At 64.8% G+C, this 17,893-nt stretch carries 18 protein-coding genes; 7 read left to right on the forward strand and 11 right to left on the reverse strand.

Annotated features, from left to right (window positions below):
• Positions 1-92: 92 nt before the first annotated feature.
• From RT456_RS15115 to RT456_RS15130, 4 genes are read left to right on the forward strand one after another with little or no spacing between them, the layout of a single operon-like run.
• Positions 93-1,205 (forward strand): ABC transporter permease, encoded by a 1,113-nt coding sequence (locus tag RT456_RS15115; RefSeq protein WP_313347860.1) that lies wholly within the window; start codon positions 93-95, stop codon positions 1,203-1,205.
• Complete coding sequence (locus RT456_RS15120) at positions 1,205-2,035, forward strand: ABC transporter ATP-binding protein (RefSeq protein ID WP_313347861.1); 831 nt, start codon at positions 1,205-1,207, stop codon at positions 2,033-2,035. Before RT456_RS15115 ends, RT456_RS15120 begins: the two co-directional genes overlap by 1 nt.
• A gap of 3 nt (positions 2,036-2,038) precedes the next feature.
• Positions 2,039-2,965: an MlaD family protein gene (locus tag RT456_RS15125; protein ID WP_313347862.1), complete on the forward strand. Its 927-nt coding sequence runs from the start codon at positions 2,039-2,041 to the stop codon at positions 2,963-2,965.
• Complete coding sequence (locus tag RT456_RS15130) at positions 2,962-3,639, forward strand: ABC-type transport auxiliary lipoprotein family protein (protein WP_313347863.1); 678 nt, start codon at positions 2,962-2,964, stop codon at positions 3,637-3,639. The genes RT456_RS15125 and RT456_RS15130 overlap by 4 nt, the downstream gene beginning before the upstream one ends.
• A gap of 116 nt (positions 3,640-3,755) precedes the next feature.
• On the opposite strand, the gene RT456_RS15135 is transcribed toward RT456_RS15130, so the two are convergent.
• Together RT456_RS15135 and RT456_RS15140 are read right to left on the reverse strand one after the other, a co-directional pair.
• Complete coding sequence (locus tag RT456_RS15135) at positions 3,756-4,037, reverse strand: helix-turn-helix domain-containing protein (protein WP_313347864.1); 282 nt, start codon at positions 4,035-4,037, stop codon at positions 3,756-3,758.
• Positions 4,038-4,157: 120 nt separating this feature from the next.
• Positions 4,158-4,736 carry an alpha-ketoglutarate-dependent dioxygenase AlkB gene (locus RT456_RS15140; RefSeq protein ID WP_313347865.1) on the reverse strand — a complete coding sequence of 193 codons (579 nt, stop codon included), beginning with the start codon at positions 4,734-4,736 and terminating at the stop codon, positions 4,158-4,160.
• Positions 4,737-5,286: 550 nt separating this feature from the next.
• On the opposite strand from RT456_RS15140, the gene RT456_RS15145 reads away from it, so the two are divergent.
• Positions 5,287-5,649 carry a hypothetical protein gene (locus RT456_RS15145; RefSeq protein WP_313347866.1) on the forward strand — a complete coding sequence of 121 codons (363 nt, stop codon included), beginning with the start codon at positions 5,287-5,289 and terminating at the stop codon, positions 5,647-5,649.
• Positions 5,650-5,683: 34 nt separating this feature from the next.
• On the opposite strand, the gene RT456_RS15150 is transcribed toward RT456_RS15145, so the two are convergent.
• Both RT456_RS15150 and RT456_RS15155 read right to left on the reverse strand, forming a co-directional pair.
• On the reverse strand, positions 5,684-6,874 hold the full coding sequence (locus RT456_RS15150; protein WP_313347867.1) for a hypothetical protein: 1,191 nt from the start codon (positions 6,872-6,874) through the stop codon (positions 5,684-5,686).
• A complete protein-coding gene (locus RT456_RS15155) occupies positions 6,852-7,268 on the reverse strand; it encodes a hypothetical protein (protein ID WP_313347868.1) in 417 nt (138 codons plus the stop codon). The genes RT456_RS15150 and RT456_RS15155 overlap by 23 nt, the downstream gene beginning before the upstream one ends.
• Before the next feature lie 294 nt (positions 7,269-7,562).
• On the opposite strand from RT456_RS15155, the gene RT456_RS15160 reads away from it, so the two are divergent.
• Positions 7,563-8,132, forward strand: coding sequence for a hypothetical protein (locus tag RT456_RS15160; protein ID WP_313347869.1), 570 nt, complete (start codon positions 7,563-7,565; stop codon positions 8,130-8,132).
• 43 nt (positions 8,133-8,175) lie between these two features.
• Here RT456_RS15160 and RT456_RS15165 read toward each other — a convergent pair whose 3' ends face one another.
• Both RT456_RS15165 and RT456_RS15170 read right to left on the reverse strand, forming a co-directional pair.
• Positions 8,176-8,808, reverse strand: a complete 633-nt coding sequence (locus RT456_RS15165) for a CoA transferase subunit B (RefSeq protein ID WP_313347870.1) — start codon at positions 8,806-8,808, stop codon at positions 8,176-8,178.
• Between the two features lies 1 nt (position 8,809).
• Positions 8,810-9,541, reverse strand: a complete 732-nt coding sequence (locus RT456_RS15170) for a CoA transferase subunit A (protein WP_313347871.1) — start codon at positions 9,539-9,541, stop codon at positions 8,810-8,812.
• Positions 9,542-9,742: 201 nt separating this feature from the next.
• On the opposite strand from RT456_RS15170, the gene RT456_RS15175 reads away from it, so the two are divergent.
• Positions 9,743-13,060: a DEAD/DEAH box helicase gene (locus RT456_RS15175; protein ID WP_313347872.1), complete on the forward strand. Its 3,318-nt coding sequence runs from the start codon at positions 9,743-9,745 to the stop codon at positions 13,058-13,060.
• A 144-nt stretch (positions 13,061-13,204) separates the two neighbouring features.
• Here the strand turns inward: RT456_RS15175 and RT456_RS15180 are convergent, their stop codons facing one another.
• The 5 genes from RT456_RS15180 to RT456_RS15200 all read right to left on the reverse strand — a co-directional run bounded on the left by RT456_RS15180 (position 13,205) and on the right by RT456_RS15200 (position 17,802).
• A complete protein-coding gene (locus RT456_RS15180) occupies positions 13,205-14,815 on the reverse strand; it encodes a hypothetical protein (RefSeq protein WP_313347873.1) in 1,611 nt (536 codons plus the stop codon).
• A 100-nt stretch (positions 14,816-14,915) separates the two neighbouring features.
• Positions 14,916-15,515: a hypothetical protein gene (locus RT456_RS15185; RefSeq protein WP_313347874.1), complete on the reverse strand. Its 600-nt coding sequence runs from the start codon at positions 15,513-15,515 to the stop codon at positions 14,916-14,918.
• Positions 15,512-15,898 (reverse strand): GtrA family protein, encoded by a 387-nt coding sequence (locus RT456_RS15190; RefSeq protein ID WP_313347875.1) that lies wholly within the window; start codon positions 15,896-15,898, stop codon positions 15,512-15,514. The genes RT456_RS15185 and RT456_RS15190 overlap by 4 nt, the downstream gene beginning before the upstream one ends.
• Positions 15,891-16,835, reverse strand: a complete 945-nt coding sequence (locus RT456_RS15195) for a glycosyltransferase (RefSeq protein ID WP_313347876.1) — start codon at positions 16,833-16,835, stop codon at positions 15,891-15,893. The genes RT456_RS15190 and RT456_RS15195 overlap by 8 nt, the downstream gene beginning before the upstream one ends.
• Positions 16,836-16,845: 10 nt before the next feature.
• On the reverse strand, positions 16,846-17,802 hold the full coding sequence (locus tag RT456_RS15200) for a UDP-glucuronic acid decarboxylase family protein (protein ID WP_313347877.1): 957 nt from the start codon (positions 17,800-17,802) through the stop codon (positions 16,846-16,848).
• Positions 17,803-17,893: the final 91 nt, after the last annotated feature.

Below are 17,893 nucleotides of genomic sequence, written 5' to 3' on the forward strand. Positions count from 1 at the left end.
TACCCGAAGCCTGCCCGGGCTGAACAACGATGTCGTTCGGCGCACACACTTGGCCTCCACGCAGACAGGTTATGCTGCGTGGAGGACGCCCCATGACGCCAGACCAAGCCCCCCAACTCGAACAGGATCCACAGGACCCCGGCGTGATCCGGTTGTCCGGACAGTGGACGTTGCGTACCGCGCTCGACGCGGCCGAAGTGCTGCGCGCGGCGCCGGAGAAAGTGACCGGGATCGATGCCAGCGGCATCACCCAGCTCGATTCGGCCGGCGTGCTGCAGGTGCTGCGCGTGGCCCATCGCGCCGACCTGCCCGAGGACGCGCTGACCTTCCGCGAGGAACACCGTGCGCTGGTCTGCACCATCGAAGAGGTGGCCGACGACCGGCCCAAGCCGAAGCGTGACTTCGGCGTGCTGGCGGCACTGGAACGGCTGGGCGTCAGCGTACACAGCACGGGCCACAACATCGTGGCGCTGGCCAGCTTCCTCGGCGAGAACCTGGTCAAGGGCGGCCGCCTGCTGCGCGAACCGCGCCGTTTCCGCCTGACCGCCACTGTGCACCACATGGAACAGGTGGGCCTGGATGCGGTGCCGCTGGTCGCCCTGCTGTCCTACCTGGTCGGCGCGGTCATCGCCTTCCTCGGCTCGACGATCCTGCGCGACTTCGGCGCCGAGATCTATGTGGTCGAACTGGTCAGCATCGCCTTCCTGCGCGAATTCGCGGTACTGCTCACCGCCATCGTGCTGGCCGGCCGCACCGCCAGCGCGTTCACGGCGCAGATCGGCTCGATGAAGGCGCGCGAGGAAATCGACGCGATCCGGACCCTGGGCCTGGACCCGGTCGACCTGCTGGTGCTGCCGCGCATCATCGCCCTGCTCATCACCCTGCCGCTGCTGACCTTCGTGGCGATGATCGCCGGCCTGGCCGGCGGCGTGACCGTCGGTGCGTTCGACCTGGATATTCCGCCGCAGATGTACCTGGCACGCCTGCACGACACCATCGAGGTGCGGCACATGCTGGTGGGACTGTCCAAGGCACCGGTGTTCGCCGCGGTGATCGGCCTGATCGGGTGCCTGGAAGGCCTGAAGGTGGAAGGCACCGCGCAGTCGGTGGGCGAGCGCACCACGTCCAGCGTGGTGCAGACAATCTCGCTGGTGATCATCATCGACGCGTTCGCCGCGTTGTGGTTCATGCACATGGATTGGTGATGACGACTGTGACCGCCCCTGCCGAGGACACCCGCACCGCCCTGGCCGACGACGCCGGGCTGGCCATCCGCGTGCGCGGGCTGACCAACCGCTTCGGCAGCCAGACCGTGCACGATGACCTGGACCTGGACGTACGACGTGGCGAGATCCTCGGCGTGGTGGGCGGCTCGGGCACCGGCAAGTCCGTGCTGATGCGCAGCATCCTCGGCCTGCGTACGCCCGATGCCGGCCAGATCGAGGTGCTGGGCGTGGATGCGCGCTCCGACAACCGCGCCGACCGCCTGCACATCGAACGCAATACCGGCGTGCTGTTCCAGGACGGCGCGCTGTTCTCCTCCATGACCGTGGGCGAGAACGTGCAGGTCCCGCTGAAGGAACACCACGGCGAACTGCCCGAGCGCTGGCACTACGAACTGGCCCTGCTCAAGGTGAAGCTGGCGGGGCTGCCGGCCGATGCGATCAACAAGCTGCCCTCGCAGTTGTCCGGCGGCATGCGCAAGCGCGCCGGCCTGGCCCGCGCGTTGGCGCTGGACCCGCCGCTGCTGTTCCTGGACGAGCCCACCGCCGGCCTGGACCCGATCGGCGCGGCCGCGTTCGACCGCCTGATCAAGACCCTGCAGGAAGCGCTGGGCCTGACCGTGCTGCTGATCACCCACGACCTGGACACCCTGTACGCGATCTGCGACCGGGTGGCGGTGCTGGCCGACCACAAGGTGATCGCCAATGCACCGCTGCACGAGATCGAACAACTGGAGCACCCGTGGATCCAGGAGTATTTCCACGGACCGCGCGCGCGTGCTGCACGCGCCGCAAAGCCTGAGAGCGAGTAAGCCATGGAAACCAAAGCCAATTACGTACTGATCGGCGCGTTCACCCTGATCGTGGGGCTGGCACTGCTGGCCTTCGGCCTGTGGGCCGCCAAGTACTCGTCCGACCGCACCTGGACCGAGTACCGCGTGGTCTTCCGCGAGGCCGTCACCGGCCTGTCGGTTGGCAGCCCGGTGCAGTACAACGGCATCGCGGTCGGTTCGATCACCGAACTCAACCTGGTGCCGGACGATCCCCGCCAGGTGGTGGCGCGCATCCGCCTGAACTCCAATACCCCGGTCAAGACCGACACCCGCGCCAAGCTGGCCATCACCAGCCTGACCGGGCCGTCGATCATCCAGCTCAGCGGCGGCACGCCGCAGGCGCAGGCCCTGACCGCGGTCAACCGGGACCCGGCGCCGATCATTCCCACCACGCCGTCGGCGCTGCAGAACATCACCGACGTGGCCAACCGCATCGTCGAGCGCATGGACCAGGTGCTGAGTGACCGCAACGTGGCCAGCATCAACGCCACCCTGGCCAACCTGGAAACCATCAGCGGCGGCCTGGCCGACCGTGACCAGGGCACCCAGGCGCTGCTGCTCAGCGCGCGCGACGCCGCGCGCAGCCTGGACGTGACCCTCAAGACCACCAACGGCACCATCGAGCGCCTGGACAAGAATCTGGTGCAGCAGCTGCCGCCGATCCTGGACAAGCTGGAAACCACCCTGACCAAGCTCGACTCGGCCGCCGGCAATGCCGACTCGATCCTCGGCGAGAACCGCGCGGCCATCAACAGCTTCGCCAACGATGGCCTGGCCCAGCTGGGCCCGACGCTGACCGAGCTGCGCGGGCTGATCCGCGACCTGCGCCGGGTCAGCGACAAACTGGACAACAACCCGGCCCGCTATCTGCTGGGCCGTGACGCGCCGAAGGAGTTCGAACCCAAATGAGCCAGATCCCTCTCCTGCCCGCCTCCCTGCCCCGGCTGCTGCTGCCGGCCGTGCTGATGGTCGCGCTGGGCGCCTGCTCCTCGTTGCTGGGTGGCGGCGAGCGCAGCCAGGTCACGATCTATTCGCCGGTGGTGCGCATCCAGCCGGACCAGAACTGGCCGAAGGTCGACTGGCAGCTGGTGCTGGTCAAGCCCACCGCGGCGCGCGTCGTGGACAGCCCACGCATCAACGTGCGTCCCAACCCCGGCGAGCTGGAAGTCTACAAAGGCGTGAGCTGGGCGCAGCCGGCCACCGACATGGTGGATGACGCGCTGGTCCGCGGCTTCGAGGATTCCGGCCGCATTGCCGGCGTGGCACGTGCCACCACCGGCATCAGGGCCGACTACAAGCTGGCCCTGGACGTGCGCCGCTTTGAATCCGATTACCGCGGCCAGGCCACGCCCACGGCCTATATCGAGATCAATGCCAAGCTGATCCATGTGGTGGACCAGCGCGTGGTGGCCGACCGCACTTTCCGCCAGGAGCAGCCGGTGGGCAGCACCAGTACCGCCGATGTGGCACAGGCGTTCGAGAAGGGCCTGCAGGCGGTCACCACCGAGCTGGTGGGTTGGACACTGACAACGGGCCAGGCCGATTACGGGCAGGCCAAGGTCACGCCGACGCGGTTGCGGTGATGGGCACGCGGCTGCGGTAATTGCGGCGCGGCTGCGCTGATGGGCGCGCGGCTGCGGTGATGGCGGCGGGCTTCGGTGATGGCGGTAGAGCCACGCCATGCGTGGCTCGGAGAATCTCAGTCATCCTCCGGGTCCGCTAGCAGATAGAGGCGATCCAGGTCCGGGCGCGAGTTCGTGATCATGATGCCCTTACCCAACGCCGCCAACGCGACGAATACGGTACGCAGCGAGACATTCCGGCCGGCCTCCAGATCCACGATAGTCTGACGGCGGCAACGGGCCGTGTCGGCGATCTGCTGCTGGGTCTTGCCCAAGGCCCGGCGCTCGGCCCGGTACGCGCGGCCGAACATGGCCGGGTTCTGACTGGCTAAGAAATTCATGTCCGTTATATCGCTCATATCCTGACAATCTTTGATAAATGTCCGCTTTGGCGGACATACGCTGAACCCATGAGGTAGAGCCACGCCCTGCGTGGCTTGGAGGTGCTGGAACGAAGCGCAGCCACGCAGGGCGTGGCCCTACGCCTCGATTCGGCGGAACGTGAGGTTGATGCGCTCCGCCAGCGGCCGCGCGCTTTTCGGCAGGGCGTGCTGGTAGAAGGTCTGGGTACGCCCGGCCATCACCAGCAGATCGCCATGGCCGAGAGTGACTTCGGCCTTCCGGGCGTGGTCATCACGCCGACGCAGCAGGAACCGCCGCGCCTCGCCGAGACTCAGCGATGCAATCACCGGCGCAGGCCCAAGCTCCAGCTCGTTGTCGCTGTGCCAGCCCATGCCATCGTCGTTGTCGCGGTAGCAGTTGAGCAGCACGCTGTTGAAGGCCTGCCCGCAGAATGCGGCCAAGGCGTCCCGCACAGGCAGCAGCGCGGGGTGCCAGGCATGCGGCACGAAGTCGGTACCGGAATAGCGGTAGCGCGCGGCGGGATCGCCCATCCAGCAGCTCAGCCGGGGCGAGTCCACCTGCCTGCCGAACATCTGGATCTTGTGCACCTCCCACGGCACCTCGCCGCGCAGCTGGCGCTGCAGTGCGTCTGCGGCCGGGGCGGCCAGCCAGTGGCGGTGCCAGTGCACCGAGGCGTCGGGAAGGTGGAGGTCCATGGCGGAACGCTAGCATGGTGGTTGACAGCCCGCATGCGCGGAAACGCCTTCGCCGCCGATGGTCATGCCACTACCGCACGCGGGAGCTGTAACGGTGCTGCGCCCTGTAGCGCATGACCACCATCGACACAGCGCATGTCGCGCGCGATGTGGCGCAGTTGACGCCATAAACGCCATCAAAGATTCGGTCGTTGCGGACGCAACACGACGGGGAAGGCGCCAACCGCCAACCACATCTCACTCTGGAAAACCGTTGCCTCACAACGTGTTCGAGCCGCGCACGGCCCGATCGCGCCACTGCAATTGATACGGCCAACGAAGCCCCGCGCATCAACAGACACAACCAACTTCCGCTACCGTTGCCGCGTCAGCATGGTGAACTCTCGGAGTTTGAAAGCTCCTCGCAAGTAGTTTTCACGTCCTGCGTCGGGAGGGTGGCGGAATACAACACCCTCGCGGAAATACGTCGCACCGTGCGCTTGTGAGCGGCTTTCAACCTCCCGACATCCCTCGCCATCCCGGCGAGGGAGATCCTCAGGAGAGCGCCACCATGCAATCCCATGACGAAGATGCATCCCCCACCCCCGCCCCTCGCGTCACCTTCCACTGGCATACGCCCAGGTCCGTGCTGGTCGGGCGGCTCGGCCGGGAACAACCAGAGCCCGGCGACCTGCTCATTCCCTGCCTGAAACTGCGTGGCATGTGGCTCTGCGAGGCCGGTATCACGGCAGGAACCCGACTCTCGGTGGAGGTGTACGACGGCGCCATCCTGTTGCGCGTGCCGGATCCGGCGGTTTCCGTGGAGCTGCGGCCCATCCGGCGCCGGCATTACAGGCTTGCACGCGGGGTGATCCGGTCACGTCCAACGCCGTCAAACGACCGCAGCAAGCGGGTCAACATCGGGCAGCCGTGAAGCCGATCGAGGAAGAGCGACGCAGCGCGTCGCTCTACGCGGCTTCGCCTTCCTTCCACCGGTCCACCAGCACCAACAGCGCATACGTCAGCAACAGGAACACCGGCAGCACCGTGCGCTTCACGCTGGTGGCCAGATGCCAGTCCAGGTCGTGCGGCGTACCCAGGTACACCGCGTACAGCACACCCGCATAGGCCAGTCCCGCCAGCATGCCGCCCAGCACCACCGGCGTACGCCAGCTGCGCTTCCACAGCACCAGCAAGATCAGCAACGGCACCAGTGCCCAGCCACGCAGGAGCTTCTTCAGGATCAGCACGCTGTTGGAGAATTCCGGCAACCGCGCCAGCAGCTGTCCTTTCAGATCGCTGGCCGCCAGATCATTGGTCAGGTGCGCGCCGGCCACGGCGAGCTTCCACGCCAGCAACGGCAGCAGCGCAACGGCGAAGGCCACCAGCAACCCCCACGGCGCGCGCCGCTCGCGCAGGAGTACGGCAGCGATCATCGCCACGGCAATTACCCCAGCCAGCACCATGCCTTCGTTCTTGATGAGCGACAGCACCGCGGTCGCCAGTACATAGGGCACCAGGTCGGGCCATGACAGCGCATTCCAACGGGACAGGCAGCGCGCTGCTGTAGCCAGCGAGGCCACCGCATACACCGCCAGCAGCGCGTCCATGTAGCCATCCACCAGGTACGTGCCGCCAATCTGCAGGGTGACGAGTGCAAACAGAGCGGCCACCCACCACGCCCGCAGGCTGCGCGCGATGAGCAGCAGCGCCGGCAGCAGCAGCAAAGTGCCCACCGCCTTGGGGAACAGCTCGTTCCAGTGCCCCACCAGCTTCGCCGCCGTGGCAGACAACAGCGGCAACAGTGCGGGATAGTCGTTGTGGCTGAAGACCGCGTAGCCATCCAGCATGGCGTACAGCGAACCGTCCACGAAAATGCGCTTGGCGTGGAACAGCCAGATCGAACGCGGGTCCCACTCGTCCGACGGGCTGCCCAGCGCGATCACCATCAGCACTGCAACCGTCACCAGCATCCAGGCCGCGCGCGGGTCACGCACGCTGGTGAGCGCCCAGCCCGTGCAGGCCAGCAACGCAAGGAAGGCCAGCACCGTGGGCAAGCCCACGCCGCCGGCCGCAGCGAGAACATAGGCCGCCATCACGCAGCCGAGCATGGCCGTGGCTGGTCGACGCAGCGCGTCAGGGGCAGTCGACGAGAACAAGGCGTTCGCTTCTTTCCAGAATGATGCATTCATCACGAGCGGGACCAGGCACCATCCAGAGCATCAGGCCGGTGTCGGCATCATGCAGCTTGACGGGGTAAAGCCCTTCCCACATTCGCTGCTGCAGCAAGGGGTCGTCCTTCAGGCGCGGGTCCAGCGCGACGGCGGCGTTTCCAATATCCGCGCGACTCAGCAGCGACCGCGCATCGAGCACCTCGGCAGGAAGCGAGACTTCCACACCCGCGTCGGAGCTGAAAGCCCTCTGCAGCAGCGAAGTGTCGAAGTCGACATCATCGGCGATACCCCGCAAGGCTGCCGCAATGCCGATACCGATGGCCAGCGCAGCAACCCATCGCAGGATGGACGGGTCAATCTCCATCCAAGCTTTGTTCACGGCAGCATCCCGATGTTGCAGAAGAAAGGCAAGGCGCCCGTGGACGAATCAGTGGGTCCAAACAGCCGCCATATCATTCACTTTAACAGTTGGCCAGATCAAACCGCAACGTCGTAAACAGCCAGAAATAACTACTTTGAAGCGCCATCTTCTGACCGTACTGCACGCAGTGACGCGAGATGGAAGCAACTTCAAATTCTCACGCGAACGGCGTCCGTAGGATCCGATTCTCCAAGCGGAGAGCTCCACTTGGAGAAATCACTGAACGGAAAACACATCACAAGGAACGAATCAATGAAGCACTTCAGTTGCCTTCTTGCACTGGGACTACTTGGAGTTCATGGCACTACCTATGCCGAGACCAATAAACACGAAACGACGGTGACTCTGGGCCTGACTCGTAGCCTTGCCGCCGAGGCGCTTGCGTTTCCGGCCCAATACCCTCCCGAGGCACAGCCGGTCGAGATTGAACGCTGGATATATGGCCGCACGACGTTCTCCGCGAGACCATTCCCAAAGGATTCTTACGTCCAGCATCCTGGCCGCAAGGTCGGAACAGTGGGCTTCATCTCATATACCCCATTCCCCGGGGCACGCACGTTGTACAGCTGCATTACCAATGATGGACAGGACTTTTTCACCTCCGAGTATGAAAACTGCGAAGGTCAGAGAAAAATGACGCATATGCCCATCCTCGGGTACATCGCCACCACTCAGCTTCCCGGGACGGTTCCCTTGTACCGGTGTATTCGAGGCGGCTTCAAGCCACGTCCGTGGGCTGACCATTTCGACACCATCAGCGCCAATTGCGAGAACCAAAGCAATCCCACAAACGAAGGGATTCGAGGCTACATTTGGCTCTGACGGATGTATGAATGTCCAGGCACAAGGACGTGCCTGGACTCAGTCATGGCGAAGCGAAGGCGACGCCGGTCTTTTCTTTCAGCTCATCGATGCCAACGCCCGGCGCGGCTTCCACCAGCACGAGGCCGCCATCGGCGACGTCGAACACAGCCAGGTCCGTAATGATGCGGTCCACCACGCCCACGCCGGTCAGCGGCAGCGTGCACTCGGGCAGGATCTTGTGTTCACCGTTCTTGGCGGTGTGCTCCATCAGCACCACCACGCGCTGCACGCCGGCCACCAGATCCATCGCGCCGCCCATGCCCTTGACCATCTTGCCGGGCACCATCCAGTTGGCCAGGTCACCCTTGTCGGTGACCTGCATGGCGCCGAGGATGGCCAGGTTGACGTGGCCGCCGCGGATCATGGCGAAGCTGTCGTGGCTGCCGAAGTAGCTGGCGCCTGCGCGGGCGGTGACGGTCTGCTTGCCGGCGTTGATCAGATCGGCGTCCACCTCGGCCTCGGTCGGGAACGGGCCGATGCCGAGCAGGCCGTTCTCGGACTGCAGCCAGACATCCACGCCGTCCGGAATGTGGTTGGCCACCAGCGTCGGCAGGCCGATGCCCAGGTTCACATACGCGCCATCGGTCAGTTCGCGCGCGGCGCGCTGCGCCATCTCGTCACGGGTCCAGGCCATCTCAGTTCCCCTCGCTGCGCACGGTGCGCTGTTCGATGCGTTTCTCGGGTGTCGGGTTGTGCACGATGCGGTGCACGTAGATGCCCGGCAGGTGCACCTGGTCGGGGTCGATGCTGCCCACCTGCACTACTTCCTCCACCTCCACAATGCACAGCTTGCCGGCCATCGCGCAGGCCGGATTGAAGTTGCGTGCGGTCTTGCGGAATACCAGGTTGCCGGCCTCGTCGGCCTTCCACGCCTTGACCAGCGCCACGTCGGCGCGCAGCGCGGTTTCCATCACGTAGTGCTTGCCATCGAATTCACGGGTTTCCTTGCCCTCGGCCACCACGGTGCCGTAGCCGGTGGCGGTGAAGAACGCCGGGATGCCTGCACCGCCGGCACGCAGGCGCTCGGCCAGGGTGCCCTGCGGATTGAACTCCAGTTCCAGCTCACCGGCCAGATACTGGCGTTCGAATTCCTTGTTCTCGCCCACGTAGGACGAAATCATCTTCTGGATCTGGCGCGTCTCCAGCAGCTGGCCCAGGCCGAAGCCGTCCACGCCGGCGTTGTTGGAGATCACCGTGAGGCCTTTCACCCCGGTGTCGCGCAGCGCGGCGATCAGTGCCTCGGGAATGCCGCACAGGCCGAACCCGCCGACCGCCAGGGTCTGGCCATCGGCGACCACGCCGTGCAGGGCGTCCGCTGCGGAGGCAAAGCGCTTGCTGCGATTGCCCTTGGGAATTGATGGTTGCATCGCTGTTCGGCCCTGCGCGGTATGGATGAGGGCATTCTAGCCGGATGCCCTCGATGGTCTGGGATGCGGCGCAGCATGACCGCCGGACCTGCACGGGAAACCGACCGGCCGCCACCTTAGAATGGCCCGTCCACACACTTACCGGTACGGCGCCGCAGCGGCGTCGCGCGACCTGACGCAGGGCAAGGCATGGCAGGGCCAATGACACTGACATTCAACGAAGACGATCTTCTCCGCTGGTTGGACGGATGGACCCTCGAGAAGGGCGAGCGTTGCCTGTCAGGCGTGCACCACCTGCAGCAGCAGGGAGCGCTGCTGACCGCGGACGTGCAGGGCTCGGCCAGGCAACCCTACACGGTTTCGATCGATCTGCGCGCCAGTACCCGCACCCGTGTCAGTCGCCTGCAGGGTGATTGCAGCTGCCCGGTGGGCTACAACTGCAAGCATGTAGCTGCGGTGCTGCTGGCGACGCTGACCTCGTCCCCCGACATGCCAACGGCCGCGCTGGCAACGTCGGGTTCGCCGCTGTCACCACGCCCCCAGCTGCTCGCGGCGCTGTCGCGCTGGCAGGCAAGCCATGTCGTCCCGGAAAAAAAACAACGCCACGGCATCGGCTTCATCCTCTCGACGAACCGCTATCGACCCATCGTGCTCGTGCATCGAAACGGGCCAGCCGCCGAGGGCTCGAAGAGCTTCGATACCCTGCTGGACGTAACCCCCGACACGTTCCTGGAGCCAGCCGGCTACCTGTCCCAGATCGATACGGGAATCCTGGCGCAGGTGTGGCTGCTGCAGCACGGCCGGCTGGATACGTCACAGACCGATATTGCCGCGCTGATGGAACTCATCGTCTCCAGTGGCCGCGCCTGGATGAACCGCCACGGCCCCGGTGATCGGGTAGCGGCGCGCAGCGGTCCGCCGCGCCACGGGACGCTCGCATGGATGCCCCGCGACCATTACGGCACGCTGCTGCCGACACCTACACTGCAGGTGGAGGGGGGTGCCGAGGGCATCGTCCTGGGTAATTCCGCGTGCTACCTGGACCCAGAGACGGGCGAGGTTGGTCCGTTGATGCTGGACGTGATGCTGCAGGATGCGGATACCTTCCTGGGTCTGCCGCCGCTGCTGCCCGGCGAGGAAGCGGTGGTCGCCCCGATGCTGCAGCAGATCGACCCTGCATTGCCTCGTCCCGACGACGGCGGCAGCCTCCCCACCCTGCAGATCGCTGGCATGACCCCGATACTGCACCTGCACAGCCTCGAATATCGCCCGAGCTGGCTGGGCCGCCGCGACGCATCGCAGTGGATCGACATGGCAACCGTCGCGTTCGAGTACGACGACCACGTCCGCCTGCTCGACGACCCCTCGATGTTTGCCCACGACGCCGATGGCCAGCTGTGCCTGCTCCCGCGCAACCTTGCTGAAGAAGCGCGACGCGAAGCAGAACTGCACACGGCCAAACTGCACCGCGACCATCAGCCACGAGCGGTGCTGGAAGGGGCCGGACCGCCCTTCGAGCTGCGCAGCTTCGACTGGACGCGCTTCATGCTGGAGGACGCGCCGCGACTGGAGGCGTTGGGCTGGAGGATCGAGCCGGACGACGACTTCCGCCACCGCATCACCCCGGTGGAGGACATTGCGCTGGATATCCGCCCCGACCCCAAGCAGGCGGACTGGTTCGAACTGGCACTGGACATCCAGGTCGACGACCGCAGCGTGCCGCTGGCCCCGCTGCTGCAGCAGATGCTGCAGACCGATCCGCGCTGGGTGCGCGGGCAGCTTGATGCCATCGATGACGACGAACGCATCCTGTTGTCTGCCACCGACAACACCCGGCTGGTGTTCCGCGCCGGGCGGTTGAAGCCCGTGATCGCGTTGCTGGCCGACCTGTTCGGTGGGCGCGATGCGCCGCTGCGGGTGTCCGCGCGCGACCGTGGCCGCCTGCGTGCGCTGCAGGACGACGCCCGACTGCAGTTCAAGGACCGGAAGGACACCCGGGCGTTGGTTCAGCGCCTGCTGGAAGGCCCGGCAATGACGCCGGTGAATCCGCCCACCGGATTGGCCGCCACGCTGCGTCCATACCAGCAGGAAGGACTGGCGTGGCTGCAGTACCTGCGGCAGCAGAATCTGGGCGGCGTGCTGGCCGATGACATGGGCCTGGGCAAGACGCTGCAGACCCTGGCCCACGTGCTGCTGGAGAAGGAAGGCGGTCGTCTGGACCGGCCCGCGCTGGTTGTCCTGCCCACCTCGCTGCTGCACAACTGGCAACGCGAAGCCGCGCGCTTCACCCCCGACCTGCGCGTGCTCGCGCTGCATGGCAGCGGGCGCGAGGCCTTGTTCGCGCAGATCCCACAGCATGACCTGGTGCTGACCACCTACCCGCTGGTATGGCGCGACGAGGAAGCACTGCAGGCGCACCCCTACCATCTGCTGATCCTGGACGAAGCACAGCAGGTCAAGAACGCGAAATCACGGGCCGCCCAGACCCTGCGCACCTTGAATGCGCGCCATCGCCTGTGCCTGACCGGAACGCCGCTGGAGAACCACCTGGGCGAGCTGTGGGCACAGTTCGACTTCCTGCTGCCCGGCCTGCTCGGTAGTGAAAAACAGTTCAACCAGCACTGGCGTCATCCGATCGAGCGCGGCACCGACCGCCAGCGCGCGCAACTGCTCGCGCAGCGCCTTCGGCCGTTCATGCTGCGCCGGCGCAAGGACCAGGTGGCGACCGAACTGCCCCCCAAGACGCTCATCACCCGCACGGTGGCCCTGGAAGGAGGCCAGCGCGACCTCTATGAAACCGTGCGCGCCTCGATGGAAAAGAAGGTGCGCGATGCCATTGCCAGCAACGGCCTGGCCAAGAGTCACATCGTGGTTCTCGACGCCCTGCTGAAACTTCGCCAGGTATGCTGCGACCCGCGCCTGCTGCCGGGCGACCGGACCGCACGCAACGCAGGCTCGGCCAAGCTGGACCTGCTGCGCGTCATGCTGCCGGAGCTGGTTGAAGAGGGCCGTCGGATACTGCTGTTCTCCCAGTTCACCAGCATGCTCGAACTGATCGCGGAGACCCTGGATGAACTTGGGCTCGCCTATGTCCAGCTGACCGGCGATACCAGGGACCGGGCCACCCCGGTCCAGCGGTTCATGCAGGGCGAGGTACCCATCTTCCTGATCAGCCTCAAGGCCGGTGGCGTCGGCCTGAACCTGACCGCCGCCGATACGGTCATCCACTTCGACCCGTGGTGGAACCCGGCGGCGGAAAACCAGGCCACCGACCGGGCGCACCGCATCGGCCAGGAGCAACCCGTGTTCGTCTACAAGCTGATTGCCGCCGGCAGCATCGAGGAGCGGATTGCCGAGCTGCAGCAACGCAAGGCGGCGCTGGCCGACGCCATCCTGGAGGGTGGCGGAAGCAGCGGACCACGCTTCAACGACGCGGATCTGGAGGCACTGCTGGCACCGTTGCCGGGCGTGGCGGCAAAGCAAGGCAAGGGCAGGCGCCGCACTGCGAGTAAACCATGATGGGCGCAGGCAGCTGGAAGGTCGTTTTCCCATCGGCGACCACGCCCTGCAGTGCCTCGGCCGCGCAGGCGTAGCGCTTGCTGCGCTTGACGACGGTGTTGGACCTATCCCTTGCTCTGCTGCCCCGATTGATATGGACGCATTCTAGCGGGCATGGCGCCGTTCGCTGGGATGCGGCGCAACATCGCCACTTAGCCTGGCCACTGAGCACCGTGCCTGGCCGCTCACCACTGCAGCGGATGGCACTGGCTGCTGCAGCAATACGTCGGGTTGCCGCCTTGCGAATCGTCTGGCCGCCCTCAGCCGTGTCACTGCCTGTGCACACGGCGGACGTTCCGGTTCACTAAGATAGCCCGGCGGGACGTTCCCGGAGTAGCCATTCAGCGTCGGATGACCCAGCTCCTGCGCCAGCACCATGGCGTCCAACTCCGACACATAGAATGGTACATCCGGGCTGGCCGGAATGAAGAGCACGGCTCCCGCCGGCAAGGAGGCAGGCAATTGACCACGCGCCGCGACAGTGCGTGCACGCGCTTCTTCGAAGCTGAAATGGGTGGTCTGGTGCAGTGCGGACTCCGCCATCATGGCCACCACCAGCAGGCCGATCAGCACGCGCATGCCGACCTGTAGCCGGGGCATGGCGTCTACCGCCATGCCTACCAGCAGCGCCAGCGGCAGCGCCATCACCAGCCCGATGCGCGCCACTGCCCGTACAGACTCGGCACCGGGCAGCGTGGCAATGGCCAGGTACAACGAGTACCTTCCAAAGGTGAGCGTCAGGGCTACGAGCAGGCCCAACGAGACCAGAGCCACCCAGCGCATGCGAGCGCGCGAGTACCGGACACCCAGTACCGCCAATCCAATGATTCCCAATCCGAAGAACAGCTGCTGCTCATGGCGCATCGGCACGCTCTGACCAACATGGGAACTGATGCCGCCCCAGATCAACGACTGATCGGCAAGCAGATAGCTCTGGGGACGTGGGGTCAACGACGCGACCTCTCCAAGACCTCGGCCAAAGCCATAAACGTCTGAATAGTGAACATACGGATACATCAGCACGATCAGCGCGGTCATGGTCGCGGCCGCCACAAGCAGCGACACCAGCAGCTCCCGCCACGTGCTGCGCTTTCGCCCCTGCCACCAGCGTAGAAGCCATTGAGTTGGCCACAAGCGATCCACCCCGCATCCTGCAAGCCACCACGCCGAAAGCAGGAGCAAAAGGAAGTAACCCAGGTAGATCGACATGTAGAACTGCGAACCCACCACCACCGACAGCAAGGCAAACCAGCGCCAACGGCCATCGTCAATACAACGCTGCCACAGCAGCAGACCCACCGGTATCAGAAAACGGTATGTCAGCTGCGCGTGCCCATGTCGGCTGATCACCGGCATGGCAAACGTGAACGCGAATGCTGCCAGCGCACTGGCCAGCGGCGAGAAGTGCATGCGGCGGAAGACCACATGGCTGACCACGAAGGTTGCGACGAAACCAACCAGGTACCACAGATCGAATGCCAGGTACCGGTCAGCCCCACACTGACGGATGAGGGAATAGATCCACGCCGTGCCCCAATGATTGTCCGAGAACGCAGATGCACCCGGCATCGGATAGAAGAATGGTGGGCTTGTGAGGCTGGGCTCCAGGCCAGTCAACCAACGGTGGAAATGCTCCAGCATGACCCCATTGAACCGGGCGTCGCCCAGGTCTCCCGGAACACAGCTCAGCTGGCAGGTATGCGCGAGCGGCACCATCCAGATGCCTACTGCCAACACCAGCAACGGCAGCAGCCAAGCGCAGCCCCTCCGGACCATGGCGGACGCAGATGGCGGGTTCACAGGCGATGACCCGCCACTATCTGCAACGGTAGTCCGTCGCCATCCGGCTATCGCGGAAGGGATCGGTCAGGGCATCGGTGTACTGGCCCATCAGCAGCCGATGGGTGGGCAGCAGATTCTGCCGGTAGAAGCGGCTGAACGAAGCAAGGCGCTTGCCGCGGGCGGTCAACGTCACGCAGCCATCGTGAATCTCAACCGTGCCCGACTGCAGTTGCTCGGTCAAGCGCACTTCCACCAGATGGTGCTCGCGCACATATTCGTCGGTGAATACCTGGTGGAAGGCGTCTTCGCGGATGCCGCCGCCGCGCTGCTGCAGCTTTTCCAGAATGTAGAACGACAGCGAGCGGTCAATGACGGTGGGAATGGAGATGGCGAACACGTAACCGCCCAGCAGCCAGATCAGGACCAGTTGGATGAGCTCCAGCCGGCTGAAATCGCGAAACCACTTCAGCAGGTACAGGGCACCAAACACCACAACCAGGGCGATGACCGCATCCACGATGCTGGCGTACAGCACAACGTCCACCCGGAAGTGGCGCATGTGCAGGTAGTAGACCAGCAGCAGGCCGGCGATGAAAAGCACAGTCGCCAGCAGCGCGCGCAGGTATTTGTTCATTTGAACACCACGAATTTGTTGATGACGAAGCTGAAGACCATCTGCATGCCGGTAATGAGCAGGAACCCAATGCGGTAGTCCAGGCCGAGCCAGTCCGCCCAGGCGAACATCAACAGCCCGTGCAGCACGGCGACGGTGGCATACACCAGCACGAACAGCGCGCCCTGCCTCGCCGCACTTCCCTGCCGCCCCGGGAACACGAAGTAGCGATTGCCAAGAAACGAGGTGATGATGCCGAACACGGCGGCAATGGCATTTGCCACCGCAGCCAACGGCACATGCAGCACTTCGACACAGACGTGCAGCACCGTATAGTGCACCGCTGTCGCTACCAGGCCATTGACCAGGAAACGGACCAGCTGGCCATCGAGGGGCTTAAGCAACCTTGCGGCGGGCATGCTGCACGTCTTCGACGAACTCGCGGTAGCTGCCAATCCCGAGCACACCGCCGCTGCGGATCATGCCCGACAGCATCAGGATGATCAGGGTGAGCGCTGCGGTCTGCAGGAACACCAGCAGCAGGATGCCGAAGGCCAGCGAAAACCAGCCGGGCGTGGCGAAGCCGAACATCTTCAGCGCGGTTGCGATGATGCCACCAGTGATGGAAAGGGCTGCCACGATCGTGCAGGCGATTCCCACCCGCACCAACACATCCTCGGCGAACACCATCAGCGCGCGGAAGCCATGCAGGGCCAGCCCGACGAAATTCATCTTGCTGCGGCCTGCGTAACGCGGGCCACGGTCCAATGCGCAGCTGTGCACGCGCAGCTTTGAACCGAGCACACATGCGGCGACGTGGGTCCACAGTTCCTGCATCGACGCCAGGCGGCGCACCGCCGGCATCTTCGCTGCCATGAAGTTGCCGAAACTGATCCTGCGGCCGCTCAGCAGAGAGAACAACAGTTTGTAGACAACGTAGAACGCTTTGAACTTCAACGACTCCACCCGGCTGCGGCGGGTCGCGACCACCACATCCACGTCGTCGCGCGCCAGATCCTGCACCAGCGCACTGATGCTTTCCGGGGTGTCCTCGCCGTCCGAATCCATGGTCACCACGATGACATCGTCACCGAACTGCTCGGCCACGTAGCTCAGCCCGATGGCGATGGCGCGCTGGTGACCCACGTTGCGGCGCAGTTTGATCACCACGCCTTCCAGACCGGAGGCCTCGATGGCCGTCGCATCCAAAGGTTGGCGCACCGATCCGTCGTCCACGGCGACGATGAAGGTGTCACCGCCCTGGGTGCGCGCCAGCTCCACGAACAGCTTGGAAGATGCTTCCAGATCTTCGTAGACCGGCATCACCACAACCTTGCGCATGCGGTTTTCCTCAGGCCTGGAGCCGGTAACGGAAGTAGGCGATCGTTTCTTTCAGGCCATCTTCCAGGGCCACCTTGGGCTCCCAGTCGAACGTGGCCTTGGCCAGGCTGATGTCGGGCTGGCGCTGGCGCGGGTCGTCGGAGGGCAGCGGGCGGAACTCGATCTTCGAAGCTCCGCCAACCAGGCGGAGCACGGTCTCGGCCAGTTGCAGCATGGTGTACTCGGACGGATTGCCAATATTCACCGGACCGGTGAATTCCGCCGGCGTTTCCATCAGGCGCAGCATGCCTTCGATGAGATCGTCCACATAGCAGAAACTGCGCGTCTGATTGCCGTCGCCATAGATGGTGATCGGCTCACCCTTCAGCGCCTGCACGATGAAGTTGCTGACCACCCGGCCGTCGTTGGGATGCATGCGAGGGCCGTAGGTGTTGAAGATCCTCATGACTTTTACTTCGAGCTGATGCTGCCGCCAGTAGTCGAAGAACAGCGTCTCTGCGCAGCGCTTGCCTTCGTCGTAGCAGCTGCGGATACCGATCGGATTGACCCGGCCCCAATATCCTTCCACCTGCGGGTGGATTTCCGGATCGCCATACACCTCGCTGGTGCTGGCCTGCAGGATGCGCGCGTGGACCCGCTTGGCCAGCCCAAGCATGTTGATCGCACCGTGCACGCTGGTCTTGGTGGTCTGGACAGGATCCTGCTGGTAGTGGATCGGGGAGGCCGGGCACGCCAGATTGAAGATGCGGTCCACCTCCACGTACAGCGGGAAGGTGACGTCGTGGCGCATCAGCTCGAAACGCGGATGTGCCAGCAGTCCTTCAACGTTGGCCTTGCTGCCGGTATAGAAATTGTCCACGCACAGTACGTCATGGCCGGCTGCGACCAAGCGGTCGCACAGGTGCGAACCCAGGAAGCCGGCGCCGCCGGTGACTAGCACGCGATTCTGGTCGGGGGTGAATTTCAAAGCATTCCTCGGCGTTCGGAGCGGCGCAATTGGGAAGGACCCGTGGCTGCCGGGTCCGTCCTCGGACACCCGCGATTGTATGCGATGTGAC

Origin of the sequence: Stenotrophomonas sp. (assembly GCF_032099025.1) — a bacterium.
Lineage (GTDB): Bacteria > Pseudomonadota > Gammaproteobacteria > Xanthomonadales > Xanthomonadaceae > Stenotrophomonas.

Excerpts from the sequence above, each read along its gene's own strand:
- RT456_RS15180 (WP_313347873.1), bottom strand. The coding sequence starts at position 14,815 with ATGGTGCCGCTCGCGCATACCTGCCAGCTGAGCTGTGTTCCGGGAGAC.
- RT456_RS15120 (WP_313347861.1), top strand. The coding sequence starts at position 1,205 with ATGACGACTGTGACCGCCCCTGCCGAGGACACCCGCACCGCCCTGGCC.
- RT456_RS15170 (WP_313347871.1), bottom strand. The coding sequence starts at position 9,541 with ATGCAACCATCAATTCCCAAGGGCAATCGCAGCAAGCGCTTTGCCTCC.
- RT456_RS15125 (WP_313347862.1), top strand. The coding sequence starts at position 2,039 with ATGGAAACCAAAGCCAATTACGTACTGATCGGCGCGTTCACCCTGATC.
- RT456_RS15175 (WP_313347872.1), top strand. The coding sequence starts at position 9,743 with ATGACACTGACATTCAACGAAGACGATCTTCTCCGCTGGTTGGACGGA.
- RT456_RS15140 (WP_313347865.1), bottom strand. The coding sequence starts at position 4,736 with ATGGACCTCCACCTTCCCGACGCCTCGGTGCACTGGCACCGCCACTGG.
- RT456_RS15130 (WP_313347863.1), top strand. The coding sequence starts at position 2,962 with ATGAGCCAGATCCCTCTCCTGCCCGCCTCCCTGCCCCGGCTGCTGCTG.
- RT456_RS15185 (WP_313347874.1), bottom strand. The coding sequence starts at position 15,515 with ATGAACAAATACCTGCGCGCGCTGCTGGCGACTGTGCTTTTCATCGCC.
- RT456_RS15135 (WP_313347864.1), bottom strand. The coding sequence starts at position 4,037 with ATGAGCGATATAACGGACATGAATTTCTTAGCCAGTCAGAACCCGGCC.
- RT456_RS15160 (WP_313347869.1), top strand. The coding sequence starts at position 7,563 with ATGAAGCACTTCAGTTGCCTTCTTGCACTGGGACTACTTGGAGTTCAT.
- RT456_RS15145 (WP_313347866.1), top strand. The coding sequence starts at position 5,287 with ATGCAATCCCATGACGAAGATGCATCCCCCACCCCCGCCCCTCGCGTC.
- RT456_RS15115 (WP_313347860.1), top strand. The coding sequence starts at position 93 with ATGACGCCAGACCAAGCCCCCCAACTCGAACAGGATCCACAGGACCCC.
- RT456_RS15195 (WP_313347876.1), bottom strand. The coding sequence starts at position 16,835 with ATGCGCAAGGTTGTGGTGATGCCGGTCTACGAAGATCTGGAAGCATCT.
- RT456_RS15165 (WP_313347870.1), bottom strand. The coding sequence starts at position 8,808 with ATGGCCTGGACCCGTGACGAGATGGCGCAGCGCGCCGCGCGCGAACTG.